The following is a 22,622-nucleotide window of genomic DNA, read 5'->3' as shown; positions in this document are numbered from 1 at the left end:
TGCAGGCATGTTATTTTCTGCAGATCTCTTCTATAAAATACCTGTGTATATCCGGGTTGTCGGTAAGTTCCGGATGAAAGGCCAGACCTAACTGTCTGCCATAACGGGCTGCCACAATCTTACCTCCTGTGACTGCAAGGACCTCCACACCATCACGGACTTCTTCAATATAAGGCGCCCGTATAAAGGTCATGGGAAATTGTCCTGCACCCTTCATCTCCTCCACTGTCTGAAAGCTTCCCAACTGTCTGCCATAGGCGTTCCGCCTGACAGTGACCGGCATGGTTCCGAAGCAGGGCTCCCCTCCCACCACGTTTTCTGCCAACAGAATCAGCCCGGCACAGGTCCCCATGACAGGCATGCCAGCCTCTATGCTTTTCCTGATCGGTTCCAGAAGCTCCAGCTCTGTGAGCAGTTTCTTCATGACTGTACTCTCTCCTCCCGGAAGGACCAGCGCATCCAGATTTTCACGGAAGTCAGTCCGCTGCCGAATCTCCACACAGTCTGCTCCGAGACGTTCCAGCATATTTCTATGTTCTGCAAAGGCACCCTGAAGTGCCAGAATACCTGCCCGCATCATTTGCCTCTCTCCGCCATGAGAAGCGCAATCTCCTGCTCATTGATTCCCACCATGGCTTCGCCCAAATCCATGGAGAGTTCCGCGATCATTTTTGCGTCTTTATAATTTGTGACGGCCTTCACAATGGCTGCTGCCCGTTTCTCGGGATTGCCGGACTTGAAGATACCGGAACCTACGAATACCCCCTCTGCGCCGAGCTGCATCATCAGCGCGGCATCCGCGGGAGTTGCCACACCGCCTGCCGCGAAGTTCACTACCGGCAGTTTTCCATGCTCCCTCACATACATCAGCAGATCATAGGGAACTGCCAGCTCCTTTGCCTTATCGTACAGTTCATCCTCCTCCATGGAAGTGATCCGGCGCATTTCTGACTGCATCATGCGCATATGGCGCACAGCCTGGATAATATCGCCTGTGCCAGGTTCTCCTTTGGTGCGGATCATGGATGCGCCCTCATTGATTCTGCGCAGTGCCTCACCCAGATCCTTGGCCCCGCACACAAAAGGCACCTTAAACTTTCTCTTGTCTATGTGATACACATCATCTGCCGGGGAGAGGACTTCACTCTCATCTATGTAGTCAATCTCTATAGCCTCCAGGATCTGTGCCTCCGCAAAATGTCCGATTCTGCATTTTGCCATAACCGGTATGGATACAGCGGCCTGGATTCCCCGGATCATCTTGGGATCACTCATCCTTGCCACACCGCCTGCTGCTCTGATATCCGCAGGTATCTTTTCCAGCGCCATGACAGCACAGGCCCCTGCCTTCTCCGCAATCTCTGCCTGCTCCGGTGTGGTCACATCCATGATGACACCGCCCTTCAGCATCTGTGCAAGCTCCTTATTTAACTGGTATCTGTCTTCCATTTTTAACTCCCTTTCCGTCTTCCCACAGAGTATCCTGACAGACTTTTATGCTGCTTTTCGGGAAAACCTTTTGTAAATTTATGTTGTTATGAATTATAGCCGCCATCTGTCCTTTTTACAAATGCCAGTTTTAATATTTTTAACCATACCAGTTTTGTCAAAAGAGAAAAAAATACCTCCCAGACATTACTGCCTGAGAGGTTATGTATCACTCTACCTGCTGCTCGCCTTCCCCAAAGAAGTAATGAGCCGCACCGTTTTCCAGTTTCACGCCTTTAGCCTCTGCCAGTTCGCTTACGGTCACCAGCTTGTAGCCCTGTTCCACCAGTTCCGGAATCGCGCGGATTGCCGCGTTCACAGACCATTCATGGATATCATGCATCAGGACTACAGAGCCGTCCTTTACATTGTCCACAGTCACCTGATACGTCTGGTCCTCGCTCTTGGTTGCCCAGTCTTTTGTATCTATGCTCCACATGATAAGAGGCATTCCGATGGCAGCCTGCACTTCCTCATTATACGCGCCTCCCGGCGGACGCATAACCGTTGCAGATTCTCCTGCTGCGTTTTTGATCGCCTCATTGGTCTTTGTCACTTCCTCTGTTACCCCGCTGGCGCCTAAGGTAGTCAGATTCTCATGGCTCCATGTGTGGTTGCCCAGCTCCATTCCGGCATCCTTTAAATCCTTCACAATCTCAGGATATGCCTGCGCCTGAGGCCCCAGCATGAAAAAGGTAGCTTTCGCATTGTTTTTTGTGAGACAATCCAGCAGGGCTTCCGTATATTCCCCCGGACCGTCATCAAAAGTCAGAGCCACCATGGGACGCTTCTTAGTCTCGTCGTATTTTCCGCTGTCATCAAAAAAGTAGTCTTCCCCGTCAAGTTCCAGCCATCCGGTCTTCATGTAGCCGTTTTCATCAAAATAATACTTGGAACCGTCAATCTCCTTCCAGCCGTTCTTGAAAAAGGTTCCGTCCGTATCGCGGTACCACCAGCCCTTGTCATCCTGCTGCCATCCCATCACACCGGAGGATGTCATCTTCGACAAATCTGCCGCGCTCATGACCGGCTGTTTCGTTGCCGCTGATGTGTCTTCCTGGGTGGTAGTCTGGGCTTTCACCTCCACTGTTCCCTCTTTCGGTACCCCTGTCTTGCCCGAAATCAGCTTATGTATGCCCGTTCCCACAAGTCCGATCACCAACACCAGCACTGCTGCCATGGCTACCAGGCGCATGATCCTTCTTCTGCGCATCTGCCGTTTCTTTTCGAGTCTTCGTCTGCGCATGCGTTCCTGTCTCCGCCGCTCGTACTCCAGATCTCTTTCGTCTTCCATCATTATACTCCCATCTCCACTTACACTAGATATTCCATTTCATGATACCTTTTTTCTCGACAAGTTGCAACAGCAAATCTCTTAATTTTCCTTAAACCGGATAAATTATCTTGTTCTTATTATAATACATTTCTGTGAGTTTGCATAGCCTAATCTTTACTATTTTTATCCAATTATTTTGTATAAAAAGTCCGGAGGAAAAAAATCATGCCTGCCTGAGCAGCGGGCACCTGTTTTTTCCTCCGGACCATGTTATGATTCTGCCGGCACCTCCGGCGTCAAATCTTCTTTTACATCATCTGCATTTCCGAAATAAGCCTTTGTCTCCGCGAACACCACACGGCTCAGAGCCGCCAGCGCAATCAGGTTCGGGAAGGCCATGAGGGCATTGAATATATCCGCAATATTCCACACAGCCTGCACCGTCATGTAAGGCCCGATAAAGATTGCCAGGATATACAGCCAGCGGTATCCCCGGACTACTTTTCTGTTTCTGTTAAAGAGATACTCAATACAGCGTTCCCCATAATAATTCCAGCCCAGGATGGTGGTAAACGCAAAGAATACCAGACATACCATGAGGACCACTGACGCCACAACCGGCGGAAACGGCAGCCCCTTCTGGAATGCCGCTGTTGTGATCGCCACCCCTTCCAGTCCGGTGTTCCAGGTTCCGGTCACAACGATGGAAAGACCTGTCATGGTGCATATTACAATGGTGTCAATAAAGGTACCTGTCATGGATACAAGACCCTGGCGCACCGGTGATTTTGTCTGTGCTGCCGCTGCAGCTATAGGCGCGCTTCCGAGGCCTGCCTCGTTGGAGAAGATACCCCTGGCGATTCCCTTCTGCATGGCAACGATCATGGTACCCATGGCTCCCCCTGCCAGCGCACTGCCGGAAAAGGCGCTTTTCACAATGGACACAACCGCCGCCGGGATTGCTCCCAGATGTGTCACAAGGATAATGAATGCAAATCCAAAATACAATACAGCCATAAAAGGCACTACAATCTGCGAAACCTGCGCGATCCTTTTCAGCCCGCCGATGATCACCAGACCAACGCACACGGTCAGGATCAGCCCTGCAATGACGGTTGCTATGGAATAACTGCCGCCGAATACAGATATGGTGTTTGTTTTCTCCGGGTCAAAAAAGTTGCACACAGCAGAGGATATACCGTTTACCTGGGTAAAGGTACCAATCCCCAGAAGGCCCACGCCGGCTCCGAAGAACGCGAAGATTTTGGCCAGCCACCTCCATTTGACTCCCATGCCGTTTTCTATATAATAAAATGGTCCGCCCAGCACATGGCCGTCCCCGTCAATGGTGCGGTATTTGATGGCAAGCACACCCTCCGCGTATTTGGTTGCCATTCCGAAAAAGGCTGCCAGTACCATCCAGAAAAGTGCCCCCGGCCCGCCTGCCGCAAGAGCTGTTGCCACTCCTACAATATTTCCTGTGCCGATAGTAGCTGACATGGCTGTACAGAGGGCACCAAAGCTGGTCACCTCGCCGTTTCCGCCATTCTCATTCTTAACCATGAATTTCAGTGCTTTTCCCAGATGGCGAATCTGTAAAAAGCCCATCCTCACAGACAGATAGATACCTGTGCTGAGGATCAAAATGATCAGTGGCGGTCCCCACACTACCTGATCAAACCAAGTGATAAAGCGATTCAATTCCTGCAAAATTACCTGTAACATTTTTTCTTCCGTCCTCTCTTTTTTTCTGTTTTCTTCCGTTTATAACGAAACAAAAAAAGACTGTGGCTTCCCACAGTCTCCATAAGAGTACGACAAAACATATACAAGATATTATCTGTGTATACTCTGTCCTTTTGCCTGAGAGATTGGCAGCTGATGAAACTGCTGTACACCTTCGGCGCTCTTACTGAGACTCTCCAGAGCCGTTGCTTTCACAACGTTTTATACTTTATCATATTCGCCCTGCAAACACAAGTGTTTTTTCCGAAAAGACATCCGTTTCTATGTGTTTTTTTCAGTACAGTACCTGAACTGCATGTACTATGCGGCGATTGCAGTCCTTTCTGCTTTCTCCGGGGTTTCATGCGCCGGACTGCATGATATACAGCCCGCGCGCAGAACCGGATTTTTTCCGGGGAGATACTTATCAGAATTCTATATTCAGCTCCTGCTCCTCCACATGGTGTTTCTCAGCGTATCCTGTCAAAAACAGGGTCAGGGCACCGTCGCCCGTTACATTGCAGGCGGTTCCGAAGCTGTCCTGCAGAGCAAAGATGGTGAGCATCAGCGCGGTACCTGTCTCGTCAAAGAGAAGGACACCTGTGATCAGTCCCAGGGACGCCATAACCGTACCGCCCGGCACACCCGGTGCTCCGATGGCGAATATGCCCAGAAGCATACAGAACAGAACCATCATACCCACAGACGGCAGCTCGCCGTAGAGTATTTTTGACACTGTCATGACAAAGAACACTTCGGTCAGGACAGAGCCGCACAGATGGATATTGGCAAATAGCGGAATACCGAAGTTCACCATATCTTTTCTGAGAACCTTTGATTTTCTGGCACCCTCAAGCGCTACTGCAAGAGTAGCTGCGCTTGACATGGTACCTACGGCAGTCAGATACGCGGGGCCGTAATATTTCAGCACTTCCAGCGGATTTTTTCCCGAATATGCACCGGCTATGACGTACAGCAGTGTAAGCCAGATGTAATGTCCTGCCATAACGATGACTATGACCTTCAGGAAAACAGGGAGCTGTTTTGTGATCGTCCCTTCATATGCCAATCCGCAGAAGGTTGAAGCGATGAAGAACGGCAGAATGGGGATAATAAATTTGGTTACAATCTTCAGCACGATCTTCTGGAATTCATCCAGAATGGCCGTTGTGTAGCGGGCTTTCGTCCACGCTGCCGCCAGTCCCAGCATAATGGAGAACACCAGCGCGCTCATAACCGGCATGATCTGCGGGATATCAAGCTGAAACACCACGCCGGGCAGATCCTTCAGTCCTTCCACCTCAGACTGTATGGACAGATGGGGAATCAGCCCGTATCCCGCTCCCATAGCCATAAACGCGGCTCCGATGGAGGAAATATAGGCGATTGCCAGTGCCACCCCCAGCATTTTGGAGGCATTGTTTCCCATCTTGGTAATGGAAGGCGCAATAAATCCGATGATGATCAGCGGTACACAGAAGGTGATGACCTGCCCCAGAATGTATTTGACAGTTACCACCACATTCATGACAGCCTCATTGGCAATAAGGCCGATGACCATACCCAGGACTACTCCGATCAGCAGACGCACAGGAAGGCTTTTGAATAATTTTTTCATCTCATTTCTCCTCTCTCTTTTTCCTTTTTTGTTTACCCCAGTATTCCCAGATGCTCCAGCAGTATTTTGAGCCCCAGAAGTACCAGGATAATACCACCGGCAAGTTCCGCTTTGGATTTGTACTTCATGCCGAAGACATTTCCTGCCTTTACCCCAAAGACGGAACAGACAAATGTGACAATACCGATGAAGCTGGCCGCCGGCACAATCGCCACATCCAAAAAGGCGAAGGTGATCCCCACCGCCAGTGCATCAATGCTGGTTGCCACAGCCAGAGGAAACATGGTCTTTGCATCCACTCCTGCCACGGGGCAGGATTCCTCTTTATCCAGGGATTCCCGAATCATATTGACACCGATAAATCCCAGCAGGATGAATGCGATCCAGTGGTCAATTGCAGTTATTTTATCCTTGAACTGTACTCCCAGCAGATAGCCGATGACCGGCATCAGAGCCTGGAATCCCCCAAACCAGAGACCTACCACTGCCATGTTCTTTATACTCAGCTTCTCCATGGAAAGCCCTTTGCAGATGGAGACAGCAAACGCATCCATGGACAGGCCAACCGCCAGTGTAAATAATGTAAATAAATCCATAGTTTTCTCCTGTTCCTATGTATTGTGTTGTGCTTTTCATTGCATTGCCCATTATACTATACGGAGCAGGTTTTGTAAAAATGTTTTTATCATGTTTTTTTCCAGGGAAAAGGCGTTTTTTTCTATTTACCAATACGGATTCTCTGCCTATAATGGAGAAAATGGAGAAATTTTGTAAAGGAGAATATGATATGACAAAAGACACTTTTCACAATCCGCTTCTTCCCGGTTTTTATCCGGACCCATCTATCTGCCGTGTGGGAGATGACTATTACATGGTAACCTCATCTTTTGTATATTATCCCGGACTGCCCGTGTTCCACAGCAGAGATCTGGTTCACTGGGAGCAGATTGGCCACGGCATCCACAGACCCGGACAGCTTAACTACAAAAACTGCGAAACCAGCGAGGGGCTGTGGGCACCCAGCATCCGTTACCATGAAGGGACCTTTTATATTATTAATACGTTCGTATCCGAAGGACGTGAAGCAAAACGCGATAATTATATCATTACAGCCAAAAATCCTGCCGGCCCGTGGAGTGACCCTGTAGTTGTGGAGGGCGCTGACGGCATTGACTCCAGTCTGTTTTTCGATGACGACGGTTCTGTATGGTACGTGGGTAACTTTATCAGTGAGGAGAAGCTCTACGAAGGACACCATGGCATTTACTTAAATGAGCTGGACCCTGAAACACTGCAGTTCAAAGGCCCCAGAACTGTCATCTGGGACGGAAAGAAGACAAGAAGTAAGTGGATCGAAGCACCCCACATTTACAAAAAGGACGGTTATTACTATCTGTTAGTGGCAGAGGGCGGTACCTTTGTCACCCACAGTGTACAGATGGCCCGCTGCCGTACCATTGACGGGGATTACGAGATATGCCCCAGAAATCCCATTGTGACGCACAGGCATATGCCTCTTCTCAATCCCATTTCAGTTACCGGACACGCCGATATTGTGGAGACACAGAACGGAGAATGGTGGATGGTACTGCTGGCAGTGCGCCCTTATAAAGGGGGACACTACAACCTGGGCCGTGAGACCTTCATGGTACCATTTGTATGGGCAGAGGACGGCTGGCCGATGATCGACAATGAGACCGGGCTTGTACAGGAGGAAGAACGCCTTCCGAACCTGCCCCGCACCATATATCCGCTCATGCCGGAATGGGACAACTTTGAGGATGACACGCTTCAGATGCAGTGGAACACCATTCATCCGCCGGTTGAGCCTTTCTATTCCCTCACGGAGCGTCCCGGATATCTGCGCCTTATGACAAGGCCGCAGGTCATGGAGGAGATTTGTACCCCTTCTTTCGTGGGCCGCAGACAGCGCCATAAGAGTTTTCTGGCTAAAACGGCCATGGAATTCTGTCCGGCCGCAGACTATGAGGAGGCCGGAATCGCGCTGGTACAAGATGACCGCTTCCATTATCTGATGGTCATGAGGAAAAAGGGCAGCACACCTTACCTGCAGTTCTACAAAACAGAGAACGGATGCCGCACTCTGGTAAAGGAAACAGAGATAAAGGACTGCAGACGCCTTTATTTAAGTGTTCAGGGGAATACCACGGACTATGATTTTTACTATGGATACAGGGAATCTGAGATGATACCTTTCCTGTCCGGTGTGGATGCCTCACTTCTAAGCTCTGTTATAAACAACGGCTTTACCGGCGTCTACATAGGAATGTATGCCAGCTCCAACCACCAGGCAGGCAGCGGCTGCGCTGACTTTGACTGGTTCCAGTATCAGGGAGAATAGTTTTATATTATCAAAGACACAGGCCGGGGCGCATTGATCTGCACCCCGGCCTGATTTCTTTATTTTTACAGTCCTTTCCCGTCATTATGCGGAAAATGCATCCAGTTTCTCCTGAAGCAGGCGGAAGAATTTTTCCGCATGATATCCGTCATTTGCCGCATGGTTAAAGTTTCCTGTCACCGCCATTTTCATTCTTCCATCAATCTCCCGGTATTTTCCCACAGTGATGAAGGGTATGTAGCTCTCGCTGCCCGATTCCGGATTTACAAAAGAAGCCGGACGCACGTAACATATGGACTGGTATGCAGTGTTCGGCAGGATGGTAATGTCCACACACCCCGGAACAGGATTTCCGTAATAATACAGAGAGCTGCCGTTTTCCGCTTTCTCCTTATCTTCCAGAAAAGTCTTATAGAAGCAGTCAAAATCTTTGCTGAAATCTGTGACCATATGAGTGAACAGATTCCCTTCCCCTTTCCGCATAAGTGTATAGCAGGGGTTCAGCTTCTCATAATATCCTATGGCTCCGTCCACTTTTGCATAGCGGAAATCCCTATCACTGTTTACCGTATCGGCAATACACCAGCAGACAGACGGGTAAAATTTATATCCATTTCCATGAATCCTTTCCAAAAACTGTGTAACATCAACTTCTGCGGTGAGATTATAGGTATATCCTGCAAAACGTTCGAATATTTCTTTTCTCTCCCACTTTTCGTAATCGATCGTATGAAACATAATTTCCTCCTTACAGTCCGCACTTATTTGTACAGCGCAGTTCATCCAGACTGTTTTCGCCGGAAACTGCGCATCCTATGTATCATATTATAAACGATTTTAATCGCACTTACAATCACACAACACACGGCATGACAGGACATATACAGAAAAATCGGCACAGCCGGAATTTATCCAACTATGCCGAATTTTCGCAAGGGTGAAAGCCCTCTCCTTTTGTCAAATCTATTAGTCTACGCCCCCGGCGTTAAAATATCCATTTTGTAGTTTCCGAAACATCCATGGTAATACCAGGCCCCATCTTAGGATATAAGGCAGAGAATACAAGATCCGCTGCAAACAAAGTGATCAATACAACACACAAAACCACTTTCGCTGTCTGCGGGATTTTTCTGTACAGGTTATCCATGGCAGGTGCCGCTATGTAAAGGATAAAGCATGCGCCCACAGCAAACAGTGCCAGAACTTCCAGACATACACGGCCGTTTATGTTAAACAGGCTTTCGCTGTAATCCCAGTATTTTACACCTCTGAACTGTTCCAGTGCCCAGCCTGTCGTATATTCCAGAATACCGCTTCCCAGATATGCAAATGCAAACACATGAGCCGGCTTGTCGGCAAACTTTCTGAGCAGAACCAGTGTCATCACGCCGCCCACACCGTAAATGGGAAGCCACGGTCCCCATGTGGTGCCTCTGTTGATGAGTGCTCCGTCCATAAAAATATGAAGAAATACTTCCCAAAGCCATCCGACGGTTGATGCAGAAAAGAAAAATAAGATCAAACTGGTCAGGGAATAGGCCCTGTCATATTCTGCTTCCAGGTATCTTTCCTGCGCAAACTGTCTTCTCACACCTTCTGAAATCCTTACCACCATGTCTCTAGCCATATCTTTCCCCTCCTTCTTTCTTTCCTCTTCTTTATTATGGCTTTATCTTACCAACGAAAAAATAAGAAGCAATTGTAAAATTCCGAAAGAAATTATAAAGATATTATTTAAAAATTCCAAATGTTTCTGCATCTATGGTATAATTCCAGCATCAGGTCCGGCGAAAATCAGTCCGGACCGGACTGTATTTCACTTTAACATTGAGGAGGAGCCTTTGCATGAAGCTTAATAAAATACATCACGTAGCCGTTATTGTATCTGACTATGAAAAATCCAAGGATTTTTATGTAAACCAATTGGGATTTGAGATCATCCGCGAAAATTACCGGGCTGAGCGGGATGACTGGAAGCTGGACCTGCGGCTGGGTGACTGTGAGCTGGAGATATTCGGAGTAAAGAACCCGCCGGCCCGTGTAAACCGCCCGGAAGCCTGCGGACTCCGCCATCTGGCCTTTACAGTTGAAAATATGGAAGAGGCTGTTGCGTGGCTGAGCGCAAAAGGAATCGAGACGGAGCCTGTACGCACCGATGATTTTACCGGAAAGAAAATGACCTTCTTCTTCGACCCGGACGGCCTTCCGCTGGAACTGCACGAATAGTTTATACCATACAAAAAGGAACCTATCCGGCCCTGTACAGACGCCGGATCGGTTCCTTTTATGAAAATACCCTGTCATATTCTTATTTTAACGGTTGTACCCTTCTCCTCAGAGGACGCATAGTCCATTTTCCATCCGTGAAGCTTTACGATCTCATAGCAGAGGCCAATCCCGTAGCCGTTCCGCTCTGCTTTCGCCCTGGGAAATTCATGGTTCCGGTTCAGATAGTTCAGTTTCTGTTTCTCTATGTATTTCCCGTCATTCCAAATGCTCACGCAGTTGTCAGAGGCTGTCACTGTCACATGGCTTCCTGCCTTCACCGCATTGCCAAGCAGGTTCTTAAACAGGCACCTGACCAGAGACAAATCTCCCTCTATGGCATCCATATGATTTTCCACATGAATGCCGGGATATAATTTTTTCATCTCCGCAAACAGTTCCTGCACATCTAACCGCTGGTATTTCACATTTCCTTCTCTCAGATTTCCCATGACCAGCAGCCTGTCCACAGTCTCCCTCAGGCTCCCGGCTTCCTTTACAATCTGTTCCCCTGCGAAGAAACGGTCCTCCTCCGTAATATTTCCCATCTGGATATACTGGCCGTATCCCTGCAGTACCGTCAGAGGATTCCGCAGCTCATGGGCAATGTTATTGACCGGCATGTATATCTTCTTCATGGTCATATAAAGCATGGTGCCGATCACAGCCTCCAGGAGCAGGCCCGTAGCCAAGAAGGAGAAAAGTCTTCTGTTCTGTGCCCGGTACAGATCCTGGATATTCTCCATATACACCACTTCGCATATCTCGTCCCCGTTCCCCGCCCGGCCGATAACGGCAGCATAACGTTCCCCTTTATACTTCACGATATCCGCGTTTCCGGAAATCCCCACTCCTGTCGGAAGGTGATTCACAATGGTTTTGCCGCCATGGCTCACATTGATGAAAATTCTGCTCCTGTAATATCCCTGTCCCAGATAACGCAGCTTGTCTTCCCCGTCCTCTGTGCCGTTTAGGCCTTCCACCGTATAGGCTAACTGCTGCTGCCTCTTTATCACTTCATCCATACGGGTTTCCAGGTCGTTCTTAAATCCCATGGTGGACAAGAGAAGCAGAGACAGGTTGAGAATCACCAGAAACAGAATATACGCTGCCAGATAATTTTTCTTCCAAAGCTGCATACTATATCTCCAGTCTGTATCCGTATTTGAAAACGGTTCTGATATAATTCTCCAGGCCCAGCTTCTTCCGTATTCTCTGAATATGGACATCCACAGTCCTGTCATCCCCGAAGAAGTCCATCCCCCAGGCCAGGTCCAGAAGCTGGGTTCTGGAAAGGGCTATATTCCGGTTGACCAGCAGCACACGCAGAAGCTCAAACTCCCGGTTGGTAAGCTCCACGTCCTCCCCTGCTCTGGTGACCCGGTGTCTCTCCACATCCACTCTCACGTCGTCAATGACAAATATCTTCTCTTCCCTGTGAAATCTTCTGAGCACCACCTGAACCCTGGCAACCAGCTCCTCCATGGCAAAGGGCTTCACAATATAATCCTCTGCCCCGCTGTTCAGGCCTCTTACCCGGTCAGTCACTTCATCCCTGGCTGTCACGTAGATGACCGGTATCGTACCGATCTGTGCCATCACCTGAAATCCGTCCATATCCGGAAGGTTAATGTCCAGAAGGACGATGTCGGGCCTTTCCTGCTTTGCCGCTCTCAGGGCCTCCCGGCCGGTATATGCCTGACAGCATCTGTGACCTGTCATGGTGAGGGTTCTCTTCATCAATTCATTTATGGACGGCTCATCTTCCACTATCAAAATATCTGCCATTTGTATCTGCCTTTCTGTCAGTTTTTCGGATGGTCTGAGGTTTGATAGGCATTCTCTCCTATAGCTGTCAGATCCTCCGCTGTCAAATCCTTTATGCTGGCACTGCCCGCGTCCACTCCGTGTTCCCGGCAATAGGACTCAATCACCTGCTTACCGCCTTCAAAGGCGTAAATATCACAGATATACGTTTCCAGAGAATCCATTCCCTCTCCCTTTGCAGACAGAAGCGGTTTATCCCCCATCTCGTCAAGGAGCCAGAGTGCCTCCTCATAATTTCTCATCTCCCGGGTCACATCTTTCATGGCAGCGCTGTCGTAATCCAGGCCGTATTTTTCGCATACCTGCTTTACAATATCCTGATTTTCCACCACCTCTTTGTACAGTGTGTCTTCATCCCAGGGCATGTAGGACACCGTCTCATCCCGGGACAGCTTCTCCTCTGCTGCCTCCTTCACCTGCTTCTCCGCTGCGTTCTGTCCGTAAACCGCCATGGTTCCCGCTGCCGCGGTGATACACAGAGTAACTGCAGCAGCCACTGCTGCTGCCTTATGCTGTTTTAACTTTTTCCGCATCATAACTGTTCCTCCTCTTCCTGAAAGCTGCCGGCACAAATAGCTGCCAGCCGTTTCTCTTTTACAGCTACAGCATAAGCTCCCCATGTTGCAGAGTTATTACAGGAAAATTTTTTGTTAAATCTTTCTGTTTCTGTCCGAATCATCACCGTATCCCACATCAATATTATAAAATGCTGATTACTTTATTATAGTTATACTCTGCATCTCTCCGCTATCCAGGTTTTTGGCGCTTACTTTTATTTTTTCATCCCTGTCCATTTCAAACAGAACCTCTATCTGTGGCTCCCCTGCCTTTGCCGGCGAAATCTTATCCAGCCTGAATTGTCCGGCAAGTTCATTCTCTTTTACATAAGCCCCTTCCCCCAGGTAAATACATAAATCAACTGCTGTTTGATTATCCACTGCAGTGGAAAAAATCTGCTTTTTAACGGCAGGCAGCACTTCTCCTTTTCTGATAACAGGTGTAGCCATTCCACCGCTTGTCTCCAGGGACAATGTACGGCTTGCATGCTTTCCTGTATTTTGAGGCCTGTCACGGCGGAATAAATCCTGAATATACAGACGCCTGTTGGTTTCCAGATCCATGGCTTTTACTTCGAGATGTTTTTGCTCATCTATATAAAATGTCACTTCTATTCTGGGAACTTCCCGTTTCTTTGGTCTTATTCCATACACTCGAAATTTTCTGACCATAAGATACTCCGACGCAAAAGGAGCGGTCTCTTTTACCACACAGAATTCCAGAAAATTCTGATTATCGGCGGTAGTGGTAAAAACTTTCCTCTTCACTGCCGGCAGCACTTCATCTCTCCCAATCAGAGGTGTCACTCCTTTACTTCTGCCCCGGAGAAATAAAGCTTCTTTTACTATATGTCTGCTATCTGTTCTCCGGTATCCGTCATTCCCCCATTCTAATGCAAACTCCATTCTTCTTATGAGTTCGTCAATAGATTGAATACGGTTTTGTCTGTGCACCTCCAGTCCGGCCGTCAATACCTGCTCAAACTCCTGCGAAACGGGGATTCCCATTTCCGATGGCTTTTTGAGGTTGTCAACGCTCAGGCGGTGCAGACTGATATCCGGCGTTTTTCCTGTTATGCATTTATATATAGTGGCGCAGACGGCATAGACATCTGTCCATGGTCCCTGGTTATTTTCCCTGCAATATTGTTCTTCGGGCGCATATCCTTGTTTTAAGATAACGGTAATCGTCCCGTCAGTATTTTTGACATCTCTCGCTGCTCCAAAATCCAGCAGCTTTATTTTCCCCTCTTTCACCATCATAATATTGTCAGGGCTGATATCCCGGTGTATGAATCCTTCTTTATGTATTTTGCTCAATACCTCCATAACCGGTTTCATATAGGTAAATGTTTCATATGGGGACAGCTTTCCGTTTGCTTCAATGTATTGATTCAGGGTAATACCCTCCAGATATTCCATAACGATATACACCGTCTTATTTTCTTCAAAAAAATCCCTTACATTTACGATGCCTTCGTTGCCTGAAAATTTAGCCATGGTTCTGGCTTCATTCCAAAAATTTTGTTTTTCTTTTTCTGAAGTATACATCTGACATCTATATTCTTTTACAGCCACCGGCATGTTGAGAATGGTATCCCACCCCTGGTATGTGATGCCAAAGCCTCCGCTGCCTATGGTTTTTTTAATGATATATTTGAAATTTAAAATAGTCCCGGGTTTTAATTCACCCGTTTCACTGCTGCAGATATTTTCTTCCCACATTCCGGTTCACCTCTTTTTTAAGTCTAGAGTATGTCAGATTTATTATACAATAAAAATTTAACTTTTAGCAGGATTTTTTAGTTTCCCATGCTGCAGGGTTATTACAGGAAAATACTTTGTCAAAGAAGCCAGGATGCCACGGAAAGATATTCACGAGGCACGTGTTTTACCTGCCAGATTTCATTTTCAGAAATCCAGAATTTAAACCCGTCCCGGTACATACTTCCTGTTTCTACCCGAAGTATCACTGTATCCCCTTCTTTTTTATGACGTGCACCTACACTCCCGGCAGTTTTTATATCTTTTGATAAATGTACAAAGTTGCGCTTCTGCGGTGTGAGTCCTTCCGTAAAAATCCGAGGCAGAAATCCCTGCGCGGTTCCATGGTAAAGAAAGTCCGGCGGAGCGGCTTCCCTCATTTCCACTTTCACTGGCACGGAATGCCCTTGATTTGCCCGTATAGTCCGTTTATCGGCCCCGTAACTGTATCTCTTTTTTTTGTCTTCCGCTATAATCTCCGAAAGAAGCGTTTGGTCAAACGCAGGAACATCTTCCTGCATTTTCCTGATAATCTCTGATACGTCAGCCCATCCATACTCATTGATCATCTGTTCATCATGCCGAAGCAGATAGGATAGCTTCCGGCTCATCTGTTCTTTCGTCATATTCTCCTTCTCCCTCCTGTTAATATTAGAAAATACTGATTACTTTTATTATACAGAATTTAAATCCGAAGTTTATTTTTCTTTGACCGTTCAAAAAGGTTACTGTTCACTGCGTGCCCAGTAACACGCTTCGCGGGACAAGGGTGTGTGAACAGTAACCAAAAAAGGACCACACCGCATCTGTCTGCAGTATGATCCTTCCTCTCTGTTAAAATGCCTTCTGTATCTGTTCTGTCAATGCATCCACATCCGCTGCTTTCACCAGGAAACGCTCCCTGCCGTTTATGGAAACACTGTCATAGGTATCGTCATAAGGATAATATACCAGCTCTACCTCAGGGGCATCGTCCGTGTTTCTCTTATAGACAACGCGCAGTTTCTCCTCCCTGTCACCTTCCGGAAGGCTGCCTTCCTCTATCTCAGAATCCAGCATTACATTTAAAAGCGCCTGGTAGACAGCGGTGAAATCCTCTTTTTCCGCCTTCTTTCCATTCATTTTATACCGGTCCTCATCCGGCTCCATGGTGTATGTCTTCCCACCGGATTGGATCTCCACGCTCTTAACCGTATCAATGTTGATAAGAGCAGGGATTTTCAGAATATAGTCAAAGGGATTCAGCCCGTAAACAGCGTCCAGCAAAGCGGAGGGAATTTTGTACACAGCATCCTCATATCCCTTGACTGCCACGTAACGGCTGCCCTGCCCGTCGGCGCTGCCGATCAAAAGAGTTGCCGTACTGTCCGCATACTTTGTCTGTTTTGCGGTATCCGCATCCTGGGTGTTTACAAAATCAATGGTCATTGTGGTGGTGGTGTCCGCCACTCCTGTATCAACACCGTCCTCCACTGCCGCCGGAGTGGTGAGATCCATTTCTTTCAGCATATCAAACAGCGTATACATGGTCTCTGTATTGACTGTAACGATCTCATCATAGGGGTTTAAGATCTCCCAATAATCAAAATCCATCTTGTAGTCAGCAGGCTCTTTGGACAGGTCGAAGATCTCGCTGCCGTCCTCTGTCAGCACAAGCCTGCGGACACCGTCCGGGATGAACTGAGGATGTTCCGTCACTGCTGCTGTCGGTTTATCTTCCGCCGGTTCTGCTTCACTTTTTCCCTTTTCCGTCTCTGCTTTTTCCATCTTTTCTTGGGATTCGGCCTCCGCTTTCGTCTCCTGGCCGCAGCCGGAGAGCCCCCCGGCCGTCAGGGACGTGACAATACCCAAAAGCATCAGTTTCCGTAAAATTTTCCTCATATTCATCTCTCCTGTCTTATAAGATCACATCCAGCTCCACCGGTTTTGCACCTGTCAGCTTCTCACTTCTGCTATCCGGCTGGGAGGTTCCTGCAAACAGTTTGAAATGTCTGCTGTCAATATGGCGCTCACCTGCCTCGTCCACCACACACATTGCTGCGTTTGAGACTGTCATAGTTATGGTTTTACTCTCCCCTGCTTCCAGGAAGACACGTTTGAATGCACACAGGCTGTAGTTACGCACTGCCAGAGGTGATTCCATGTCCTTGATGTAGATTTCTACCACATCCTCTGTGGCTGCGCTGCCCTCATTTTTGACTGTGACCTTCACTTCCAAATCTGACTGGGCATCTGCTTTGCCTGTAAGCTCTGCATCTGTGACCTTCACGTCACCGTATGTCAGTCCGTAGCCGAAGGGATAGAGTGCCTCTTTTTCCATATAACGGTATGTACGGTTCTTCATGCTGTAATCTGTAAACGCAGGCATTCCCTCCAAATCCCTGTAGAATGTGATGGGAAGCTTTCCTGAAGGTGAAACCTTTCCGAACAGCAGGTCTGCCACTGCTTTTCCTCCCCTTGCTCCCGGATACCATGCGAGCAGGATTCCATTGCAGTTTTCATCTGCATAGTTCATGTCAATGGCACTGCCTGCCATGAGGACCACAACGGTGGGTTTGCCCACAGCAGCTACCTTCTCAATGAGCTCTTCCTGTGCTTTTGGCAGATGAAGGTCGTGTTTATCACCGGATGCGTCACTATTTCCCGTATCTCCCTCTTCGCCTTCCAGCGTCTCGTCAAGGCCCACGCAGAGAACTACCACATCGCTGTGCTCTGCCGTGATGACAGCTTCGGAGATTCTGTCCTGGTTCCAGGCCAGACTTTCCACTTTATCTTTATACAGATGGCAGCCCTCGGAATAGAGCACACGCACATCCTCTCCCACCTCATCCTGGATGCCTTCCAGAACCGTAATATATCTGGAAGAGGTTCCGTGGTAGTTTCCGATCAGGGCAGCACGGCTGTCTGCGTTGGGTCCGATGACACCGATGGTCTTCAATTTGGATTTGTCAAGCGGCAGAACACCGTCGTTCTTTAAAAGGACACAGCCTTTTCTGGCCATATCCAGGGCTTTCTCCACATGCTCCCTGCACTCAACCACTTCGTATGGAATGCTGTCGTACTCGCTTCCGTCAAAAAGGCCCAGCAGGAAACGGGTGGTGAACAGCCTCTCAGCCGCCAGTGTAATGTCTTCCTCTGTGATCAGGCCGTCCTCAATGGCTCCCAGCAGGTGCAGATAAGTATTGCCGCAGTTTACGTCACATCCCTTTTTCAGGGCAAGGGCAGCGGACTCCCTGGCATTTTTCGTAACCCTGTGGTTTTCATGGAAATCCTTGATTGCCCAGCAGTCAGAGGTAAAATGCCCTTCAAAGTTCCATTTTCCTCTGAGGACCTCCTCCATCAGATAGGTATGGCCGCAGCATGGCTCTCCGTTTGTTCTGTTGTAGGCACCCATGACGGATTCCACATCAGCCTCTGTGACCAAAGCCTCAAAAGCCGGCAGATATGTCTCCCACATATCCTTCATGGTCACCTCAGCGTCGAACTCGTGACGGATAGATTCCGGGCCGCTGTGCACAGCATAGTGTTTGGCGCAGGCCGCTGCTTTCATCACTTCCCCGTCACCCTGTATGCCCTCCACGAATTTCACACCGAGTCTGGAGGTCAGATACGGGTCCTCACCGTAAGTCTCATGGCCTCTTCCCCAGCGGGGGTCACGGAAAATATTCACATTGGGAGACCAGAAAGTCAGTCCTTTGTAAATATCCCTGTCTCCATGTTTGGAATACTCATTGTACTTTGCGCGGCCTTCTGTGGCTATGATATCGCCCACCTTTTTCATTTCCTCATCGTCGAAAGCCGCAGCCATACCGATAGCCTGGGGGAACATGGTAGCCACACCGGCCCTTGCCACGCCGTGCAGGGCTTCATTCCAGTAATTATAAGTCGGCACATCCAGGCGTTCTACCGGAGATGCATCGTATTTTAACTGGGATGCCTTTTCCATCAGTGTCATTTTGGATACCAGCTCTTTTGCTTTTTCTCTGGCTGCCGCCCTCTCTTTTTTGTGGTCTCTCATCCGTTTTTCTCCTTTTATTTTCTATTTTCCGGAACTGTTTTCACAGTTTCCCGTTTTCTGCTTTTATCTTACACCATACCTGCCTGATGCGCATGTATTTCCTTGCTGTTTCCTCCTCAATTTTTGCGTTTTTACCTGCGGATCCACAGCAAAAAGGTATGGTACTTATACCTTTAAGCATAGTGTACCATACCTGCATTCCAACCGTAATAAAAAAAAGTTACTTCCTTCTATAAAATTCTTCCTTTTGTAAATGTCACGCTGCGATTCCGCTTTCTGCTGTCCCGCGGGGTGTGCCATGCAATTACAGGGAAATCCCGTGACAGCCGCATGCCGGAATGCTGTTTATACGGAATGCTGTATCTCCTCCCTGTATTTTGTGGGGGATTTCCCTGTATGTTTCTTAAATGCCAGAGAGAAATAATTGGTGTCCCGATATCCCACCATCATGGCGATCTTACCGGTCTTCATGCTGGTGGTCTCCAGCAGGGATTTCGCCTTCTCAATGCGCTTTCTCACAATGTACTCGTTGCACCCTTCCTTTGTCACGCGCTTGAAAAGCCTGGAAAAGTAGTTTGGCGTAATGTACAGGCTTGCCGCAATATTGGATACAGACAGCTCCTCCGTCAGATGTTCGTCGATGTAGTGCTTCGCCTTTGTAATGATCTCGTGGACATTCTCCTCCTCGCTGCCCAAAAGCTGAGAGATAAACATGCGTGTTACATCACACGCTTCCTCCCTGTCCGCACAGATCAGACTTTTGGAAAGGGAATCAAGACGTCCGGACTCCACCTCCCCGGAATCTCCCAGATAGGAAAAATAGAGAGCTGAAGCGATCTCAAAGCAGTTTCTGCGCACCATGGCCGGTGACAGATTATAGGACTGCGTAGCTTTTGAAAATGTATTGAACGCCTTCATGACATAGTCTGTATTCCCCACATTGGCACACATGATGCCCTTTAACTCCGCATAGATGTCGCGGAAAATATCCGCCTTGTTCTGGGCACCAAAGGTCTGTACAATATCGCGTATTCCCTCTTTTTCATTGTCCAGCAGGTAACGGGCATCATTGTAGGAGATAAACAGATTGGAAAATCCGTGCACGGTACTTCCCACCACCATCTTGGGCTTTGCGTCAAATTCATCTTTCAGAATATCAGACAGCTCCTCAATGGCATCCAGCACCACATCCCCGGTCTCTGCCTCGAACCAGGTAATGGCAATGGTTCCGTCATCATCGGAGAAGGTGATCCCCCTCTCCTGGGCGTCCACCATGCTCATACACACATTCTTCACGGACATGGCCTGAAAATTCTCCTCTGTGGGCTGCTGGTTCATGTACAGGGTGGGCACGATCAGCATGAGCTTTAAGTCACGCTCTATATCAAAGTGGTAATACTCCTTCAGATTGCTCAAAAGCTGTCCCTTGTCCTCCCGCTTGTGCACCAGATTTCTCATATAATGCTCCAGCTCTGTCTGTTCCGCGGTTCCCTGGGTCCTCTGGAGAAGCCTCAGATTCTTTTCCTCCGCTTTCAGCTCCTCCAGGTAATTCACCTGCTTGCTCACAGCCCGGGCAAGCTCCTCCTCCTCGATGGGCTTCAGAAAAAAGTCCTGTACCTGCAGACGGAGGCTCTGCCTTGCATACTCAAAATTATCGTATCCGGTCAGCACAATGACTCTGAGTTCCGGCACAATCTTCCGGGCCGCCTCAATGAGCTCAAGGCCTGTCATCTCTGTCATCTGAATATCAGAGATCATGATCTCCGGCTTTTTCTCCCGGATGATCCCAAGGGCCTCCCTGCCTGAAGCCGCGTCGTAAACTTCACTGATTCCAAGACTCTCCCAGGGCAGAACTTTTTTCATGCCCAGGCGGATCATTTTCTCGTCATCTACAATCAATATTTTATACATGAATCATCTCTCCCCGTATGATACCGTCTTCCACTTGTGTCACGTAAGGCAGGCGTATCTCCACGGTTACGCCGCCTGATTCATTTCTCAGGTAATAAAGCCCGAACTCCTCACCGTAGAGAAGCTCTATTCTCTTATTTACATTCCTCACACCGTAGCCAAAAGAATCGTCGTACTCTGAGAGATGCTGGTTCATCTCATCAATCTGCTGCTGGCTCATACCGGTTCCCGTATCTGCCAGAGTGATCAGAACATCACTGCTGCGCTTTCTCACCTTCAGGAACAGACTTCCCGTCTTACCCTCCTTCACCTTGATTCCGTGATAGATGGAATTCTCCACCAAGGGCTGCAGGGTCAGCTTCGGAATCATTACATCTGATGCTGCCTCCTCCACGTCAAACTCACTTCCGATAATGTCATCGTACCGCATATTCTGGATGATCAGATAATTCCGCACATGTTCCAGCTCCATTTTCAGCGGAATCACATCATGGCCGCCGCTGAGGCAGATGCGGTAATACTTGGCCAGTGCCTTCACAAGCGTGGATATCTCCCCGTTGCCGTCCACCATGGCCTGCCAGTGGATACACTCCAGGGTATTATACAGAAAATGGGGCTGTATCTGGGACTGCAGGGCATTGAAACGAATCTGCTCAATCTGATGCTGTTCCATTTTCACCTGCTCCATGAGCACCAGGATCTCCTCCATCATGGAGTTGAAACCGACTGCCAGTTTTGTGAAATCCTCTCCCATGTGTTCCACGTTGATGCGGGTTTTCAGGGAACCTGAAGCCACATCATCCATCTTCCGCACCACCTTGTCCAGAGGGCGGTAGACTTTGCTGATGATGCGCTTGACCACCAGAAGGCTGATGGTGAGCAGGAACAGCAGGATAAATGCCATGAGGAAGATCGTCCGGATGCTGGATTTGTAAAGCTCCATCATAGGTACACTGCTCACCACATAGAACCGCCAGTCAGAAACCTTCTGGTAAATGTACAGCCTGCCGCCCATGCTGAAGGTGCCTGATTTTTCTTTCATCTTGGGAATAAAGTCCACATTGGTTCCGATCTTATCCTTATCCCTGGCAGAAATCATCATGCCGTCTGTGTCAACTACCATGGATTCCAGCTTATTGGAGCTGTCGTATTCCAGGATCTGCAGCAGGCTCGGGTCCGTAAAGTTCATGCAGAGAAGCCCCAGTTCTCCCAGTACACGGTTGGTGTCGTAGATGGGGAAATAGATGTTCAGGGTGTATTTGCTGCCGTTGAAATACGCATTGTTAAAACACATCTTAATGGAGCTGTCCTGCACGGTCTTGCACTGTTGGGCATCAAAAGTATATACCTGGGAGAACTGTGCGGCTGAGATGGCGATCTGCCCCTTGTATATGTAGTCATCCGGGGATTTTCCCACAACAGCGATGAAATTCATATCCGAATGCATGTTAGATATGCTTGCCAGAATGTTGAAGGCACTGCTCTTCAGCCCGCCTGCCTCTTTGTTATAATTGACTGCCTTCAGGTACTGTTGTATGGAAGTATCCATGACCGTAGCAATGGCAAGGGTTTTGTAATTGTCCAGGGAGCTTTTAAAGTTTTCCGCAGTTGTGCTGTTCTGTGCCTGCAGAAGCTCTATGGACTGCTGCTTCATGGATGTGACAGAGGATATGGTGGATACCACCAGCACAATAAGGGTGGTGGCTATAATGGACACTGTCACAAGGAGCTGCATTTTTTTGTCAAACTTCCATCGGCTTACTTTCTCCATCCACTTTCTCATAAATGTTCCCGCCCTTCTTCTGTTTTCT

20 protein-coding genes and 1 riboswitch are annotated in these 22,622 nt (G+C 48.4%); of the genes, 2 read left to right on the top strand and 18 right to left on the bottom strand.

Annotated elements, in window-relative coordinates:
* Nucleotides 1-10: 10 nt before the first annotated feature.
* The 6 genes from pdxT to LC508_RS23170 form a co-directional block, all read right to left on the bottom strand.
* On the bottom strand, nucleotides 11-577 hold the full coding sequence (gene pdxT / locus LC508_RS23195) for a pyridoxal 5'-phosphate synthase glutaminase subunit PdxT (protein ID WP_103732503.1): 567 nt from the start codon (nucleotides 575-577) through the stop codon (nucleotides 11-13).
* Nucleotides 577-1,449 carry a pyridoxal 5'-phosphate synthase lyase subunit PdxS gene (gene pdxS, locus LC508_RS23190; protein WP_033139089.1) on the bottom strand — a complete coding sequence of 291 codons (873 nt, stop codon included), beginning with the start codon at nucleotides 1,447-1,449 and terminating at the stop codon, nucleotides 577-579. The genes pdxT and pdxS overlap by 1 nt, the downstream gene beginning before the upstream one ends.
* A gap of 208 nt (nucleotides 1,450-1,657) precedes the next feature.
* Nucleotides 1,658-2,785: a polysaccharide deacetylase family protein gene (locus LC508_RS23185; RefSeq protein WP_033139090.1), complete on the bottom strand. Its 1,128-nt coding sequence runs from the start codon at nucleotides 2,783-2,785 to the stop codon at nucleotides 1,658-1,660.
* A gap of 249 nt (nucleotides 2,786-3,034) precedes the next feature.
* A complete protein-coding gene (locus LC508_RS23180; protein ID WP_033139175.1) occupies nucleotides 3,035-4,489 on the bottom strand; it encodes an alanine/glycine:cation symporter family protein in 1,455 nt (484 codons plus the stop codon).
* Between the two features lie 116 nt (nucleotides 4,490-4,605).
* Nucleotides 4,606-4,700, bottom strand: a riboswitch (glycine riboswitch).
* A gap of 216 nt (nucleotides 4,701-4,916) precedes the next feature.
* Nucleotides 4,917-6,107, bottom strand: coding sequence for a dicarboxylate/amino acid:cation symporter (locus LC508_RS23175; protein WP_103732502.1), 1,191 nt, complete (start codon nucleotides 6,105-6,107; stop codon nucleotides 4,917-4,919).
* 32 nt (nucleotides 6,108-6,139) lie between these two features.
* The gene (locus LC508_RS23170) at nucleotides 6,140-6,703 is read right to left on the bottom strand and encodes a manganese efflux pump MntP (RefSeq protein ID WP_033139092.1); all 564 of its coding nucleotides are present in this window, start codon (nucleotides 6,701-6,703) and stop codon (nucleotides 6,140-6,142) included.
* Between the two features lie 191 nt (nucleotides 6,704-6,894).
* Between LC508_RS23170 and LC508_RS23165 the strand changes: the two genes are divergently transcribed.
* Complete coding sequence (locus LC508_RS23165; RefSeq protein WP_103733029.1) at nucleotides 6,895-8,469, top strand: glycoside hydrolase family 43 protein; 1,575 nt, start codon at nucleotides 6,895-6,897, stop codon at nucleotides 8,467-8,469.
* 84 nt (nucleotides 8,470-8,553) lie between these two features.
* Here the strand turns inward: LC508_RS23165 and LC508_RS23160 are convergent, their stop codons facing one another.
* The gene (locus LC508_RS23160; RefSeq protein ID WP_033139093.1) at nucleotides 8,554-9,207 is read right to left on the bottom strand and encodes a CatA-like O-acetyltransferase; all 654 of its coding nucleotides are present in this window, start codon (nucleotides 9,205-9,207) and stop codon (nucleotides 8,554-8,556) included.
* Between the two features lie 247 nt (nucleotides 9,208-9,454).
* Entirely contained in the window at nucleotides 9,455-10,096 is a 642-nt protein-coding gene (locus LC508_RS23155) for a putative ABC transporter permease (protein ID WP_081960097.1), read from the bottom strand.
* Nucleotides 10,097-10,314: 218 nt separating this feature from the next.
* Between LC508_RS23155 and gloA2 the strand changes: the two genes are divergently transcribed.
* Entirely contained in the window at nucleotides 10,315-10,695 is a 381-nt protein-coding gene (gene gloA2, locus LC508_RS23150) for an SMU1112c/YaeR family gloxylase I-like metalloprotein (protein WP_033139094.1), read from the top strand.
* 74 nt (nucleotides 10,696-10,769) lie between these two features.
* Here gloA2 and LC508_RS23145 read toward each other — a convergent pair whose 3' ends face one another.
* The 10 genes from LC508_RS23145 to LC508_RS23100 all read right to left on the bottom strand — a co-directional run bounded on the left by LC508_RS23145 (nucleotide 10,770) and on the right by LC508_RS23100 (nucleotide 22,594).
* A complete protein-coding gene (locus LC508_RS23145; RefSeq protein ID WP_158587251.1) occupies nucleotides 10,770-11,873 on the bottom strand; it encodes a sensor histidine kinase in 1,104 nt (367 codons plus the stop codon).
* A gap of 1 nt (nucleotide 11,874) precedes the next feature.
* Nucleotides 11,875-12,522, bottom strand: coding sequence for a response regulator transcription factor (locus LC508_RS23140; protein WP_103732955.1), 648 nt, complete (start codon nucleotides 12,520-12,522; stop codon nucleotides 11,875-11,877).
* Nucleotides 12,523-12,539: 17 nt separating this feature from the next.
* Complete coding sequence (locus LC508_RS23135) at nucleotides 12,540-13,097, bottom strand: hypothetical protein (RefSeq protein ID WP_033139097.1); 558 nt, start codon at nucleotides 13,095-13,097, stop codon at nucleotides 12,540-12,542.
* On the bottom strand, nucleotides 13,094-13,240 hold the full coding sequence (locus LC508_RS23130; protein ID WP_158587252.1) for a hypothetical protein: 147 nt from the start codon (nucleotides 13,238-13,240) through the stop codon (nucleotides 13,094-13,096). The genes LC508_RS23135 and LC508_RS23130 overlap by 4 nt, the downstream gene beginning before the upstream one ends.
* A gap of 34 nt (nucleotides 13,241-13,274) precedes the next feature.
* Nucleotides 13,275-14,843, bottom strand: a complete 1,569-nt coding sequence (locus LC508_RS23125) for a protein kinase domain-containing protein (protein WP_118593868.1) — start codon at nucleotides 14,841-14,843, stop codon at nucleotides 13,275-13,277.
* A gap of 119 nt (nucleotides 14,844-14,962) precedes the next feature.
* Nucleotides 14,963-15,508: an RNA 2'-phosphotransferase gene (locus LC508_RS23120; protein WP_054350670.1), complete on the bottom strand. Its 546-nt coding sequence runs from the start codon at nucleotides 15,506-15,508 to the stop codon at nucleotides 14,963-14,965.
* Between the two features lie 208 nt (nucleotides 15,509-15,716).
* Entirely contained in the window at nucleotides 15,717-16,763 is a 1,047-nt protein-coding gene (locus LC508_RS23115; protein WP_103731843.1) for a DUF4340 domain-containing protein, read from the bottom strand.
* A 16-nt stretch (nucleotides 16,764-16,779) separates the two neighbouring features.
* Complete coding sequence (locus LC508_RS23110) at nucleotides 16,780-18,900, bottom strand: glycoside hydrolase family 3 C-terminal domain-containing protein (RefSeq protein ID WP_033139100.1); 2,121 nt, start codon at nucleotides 18,898-18,900, stop codon at nucleotides 16,780-16,782.
* 345 nt (nucleotides 18,901-19,245) lie between these two features.
* Nucleotides 19,246-20,811 (bottom strand): response regulator transcription factor, encoded by a 1,566-nt coding sequence (locus LC508_RS23105; protein WP_033139101.1) that lies wholly within the window; start codon nucleotides 20,809-20,811, stop codon nucleotides 19,246-19,248.
* The gene (locus tag LC508_RS23100; RefSeq protein WP_054350665.1) at nucleotides 20,804-22,594 is read right to left on the bottom strand and encodes a sensor histidine kinase; all 1,791 of its coding nucleotides are present in this window, start codon (nucleotides 22,592-22,594) and stop codon (nucleotides 20,804-20,806) included. The genes LC508_RS23105 and LC508_RS23100 overlap by 8 nt, the downstream gene beginning before the upstream one ends.
* Nucleotides 22,595-22,622: the final 28 nt, after the last annotated feature.

The sequence above is a fragment of the Blautia parvula genome (assembly GCF_020215665.1).
Classification (GTDB): Bacteria; Bacillota; Clostridia; order Lachnospirales; family Lachnospiraceae; genus Blautia; species Blautia celeris.
Note: the sequence above shows the minus strand (reverse complement) of the source record. Positions and strands in the feature narration are given on the sequence as shown.

Bases quoted from the DNA above. Each gene is read 5' to 3' on its own strand.
- pdxT (WP_103732503.1), bottom strand. From the start codon at position 577: ATGCGGGCAGGTATTCTGGCACTTCAGGGTGCCTTTGCAGAACATAGA.
- pdxS (WP_033139089.1), bottom strand. From the start codon at position 1,449: ATGGAAGACAGATACCAGTTAAATAAGGAGCTTGCACAGATGCTGAAG.
- LC508_RS23185 (WP_033139090.1), bottom strand. From the start codon at position 2,785: ATGATGGAAGACGAAAGAGATCTGGAGTACGAGCGGCGGAGACAGGAA.
- LC508_RS23180 (WP_033139175.1), bottom strand. From the start codon at position 4,489: ATGTTACAGGTAATTTTGCAGGAATTGAATCGCTTTATCACTTGGTTT.
- LC508_RS23175 (WP_103732502.1), bottom strand. From the start codon at position 6,107: ATGAAAAAATTATTCAAAAGCCTTCCTGTGCGTCTGCTGATCGGAGTA.
- LC508_RS23170 (WP_033139092.1), bottom strand. From the start codon at position 6,703: ATGGATTTATTTACATTATTTACACTGGCGGTTGGCCTGTCCATGGAT.
- LC508_RS23165 (WP_103733029.1), top strand. From the start codon at position 6,895: ATGACAAAAGACACTTTTCACAATCCGCTTCTTCCCGGTTTTTATCCG.
- LC508_RS23160 (WP_033139093.1), bottom strand. From the start codon at position 9,207: ATGTTTCATACGATCGATTACGAAAAGTGGGAGAGAAAAGAAATATTC.
- LC508_RS23155 (WP_081960097.1), bottom strand. From the start codon at position 10,096: ATGGCTAGAGACATGGTGGTAAGGATTTCAGAAGGTGTGAGAAGACAG.
- gloA2 (WP_033139094.1), top strand. From the start codon at position 10,315: ATGAAGCTTAATAAAATACATCACGTAGCCGTTATTGTATCTGACTAT.
- LC508_RS23145 (WP_158587251.1), bottom strand. From the start codon at position 11,873: ATGCAGCTTTGGAAGAAAAATTATCTGGCAGCGTATATTCTGTTTCTG.
- LC508_RS23140 (WP_103732955.1), bottom strand. From the start codon at position 12,522: ATGGCAGATATTTTGATAGTGGAAGATGAGCCGTCCATAAATGAATTG.
- LC508_RS23135 (WP_033139097.1), bottom strand. From the start codon at position 13,097: ATGATGCGGAAAAAGTTAAAACAGCATAAGGCAGCAGCAGTGGCTGCT.
- LC508_RS23130 (WP_158587252.1), bottom strand. From the start codon at position 13,240: ATGATTCGGACAGAAACAGAAAGATTTAACAAAAAATTTTCCTGTAAT.
- LC508_RS23125 (WP_118593868.1), bottom strand. From the start codon at position 14,843: ATGTGGGAAGAAAATATCTGCAGCAGTGAAACGGGTGAATTAAAACCC.
- LC508_RS23120 (WP_054350670.1), bottom strand. From the start codon at position 15,508: ATGACGAAAGAACAGATGAGCCGGAAGCTATCCTATCTGCTTCGGCAT.
- LC508_RS23115 (WP_103731843.1), bottom strand. From the start codon at position 16,763: ATGAGGAAAATTTTACGGAAACTGATGCTTTTGGGTATTGTCACGTCC.
- LC508_RS23110 (WP_033139100.1), bottom strand. From the start codon at position 18,900: ATGAGAGACCACAAAAAAGAGAGGGCGGCAGCCAGAGAAAAAGCAAAA.
- LC508_RS23105 (WP_033139101.1), bottom strand. From the start codon at position 20,811: ATGTATAAAATATTGATTGTAGATGACGAGAAAATGATCCGCCTGGGC.
- LC508_RS23100 (WP_054350665.1), bottom strand. From the start codon at position 22,594: ATGAGAAAGTGGATGGAGAAAGTAAGCCGATGGAAGTTTGACAAAAAA.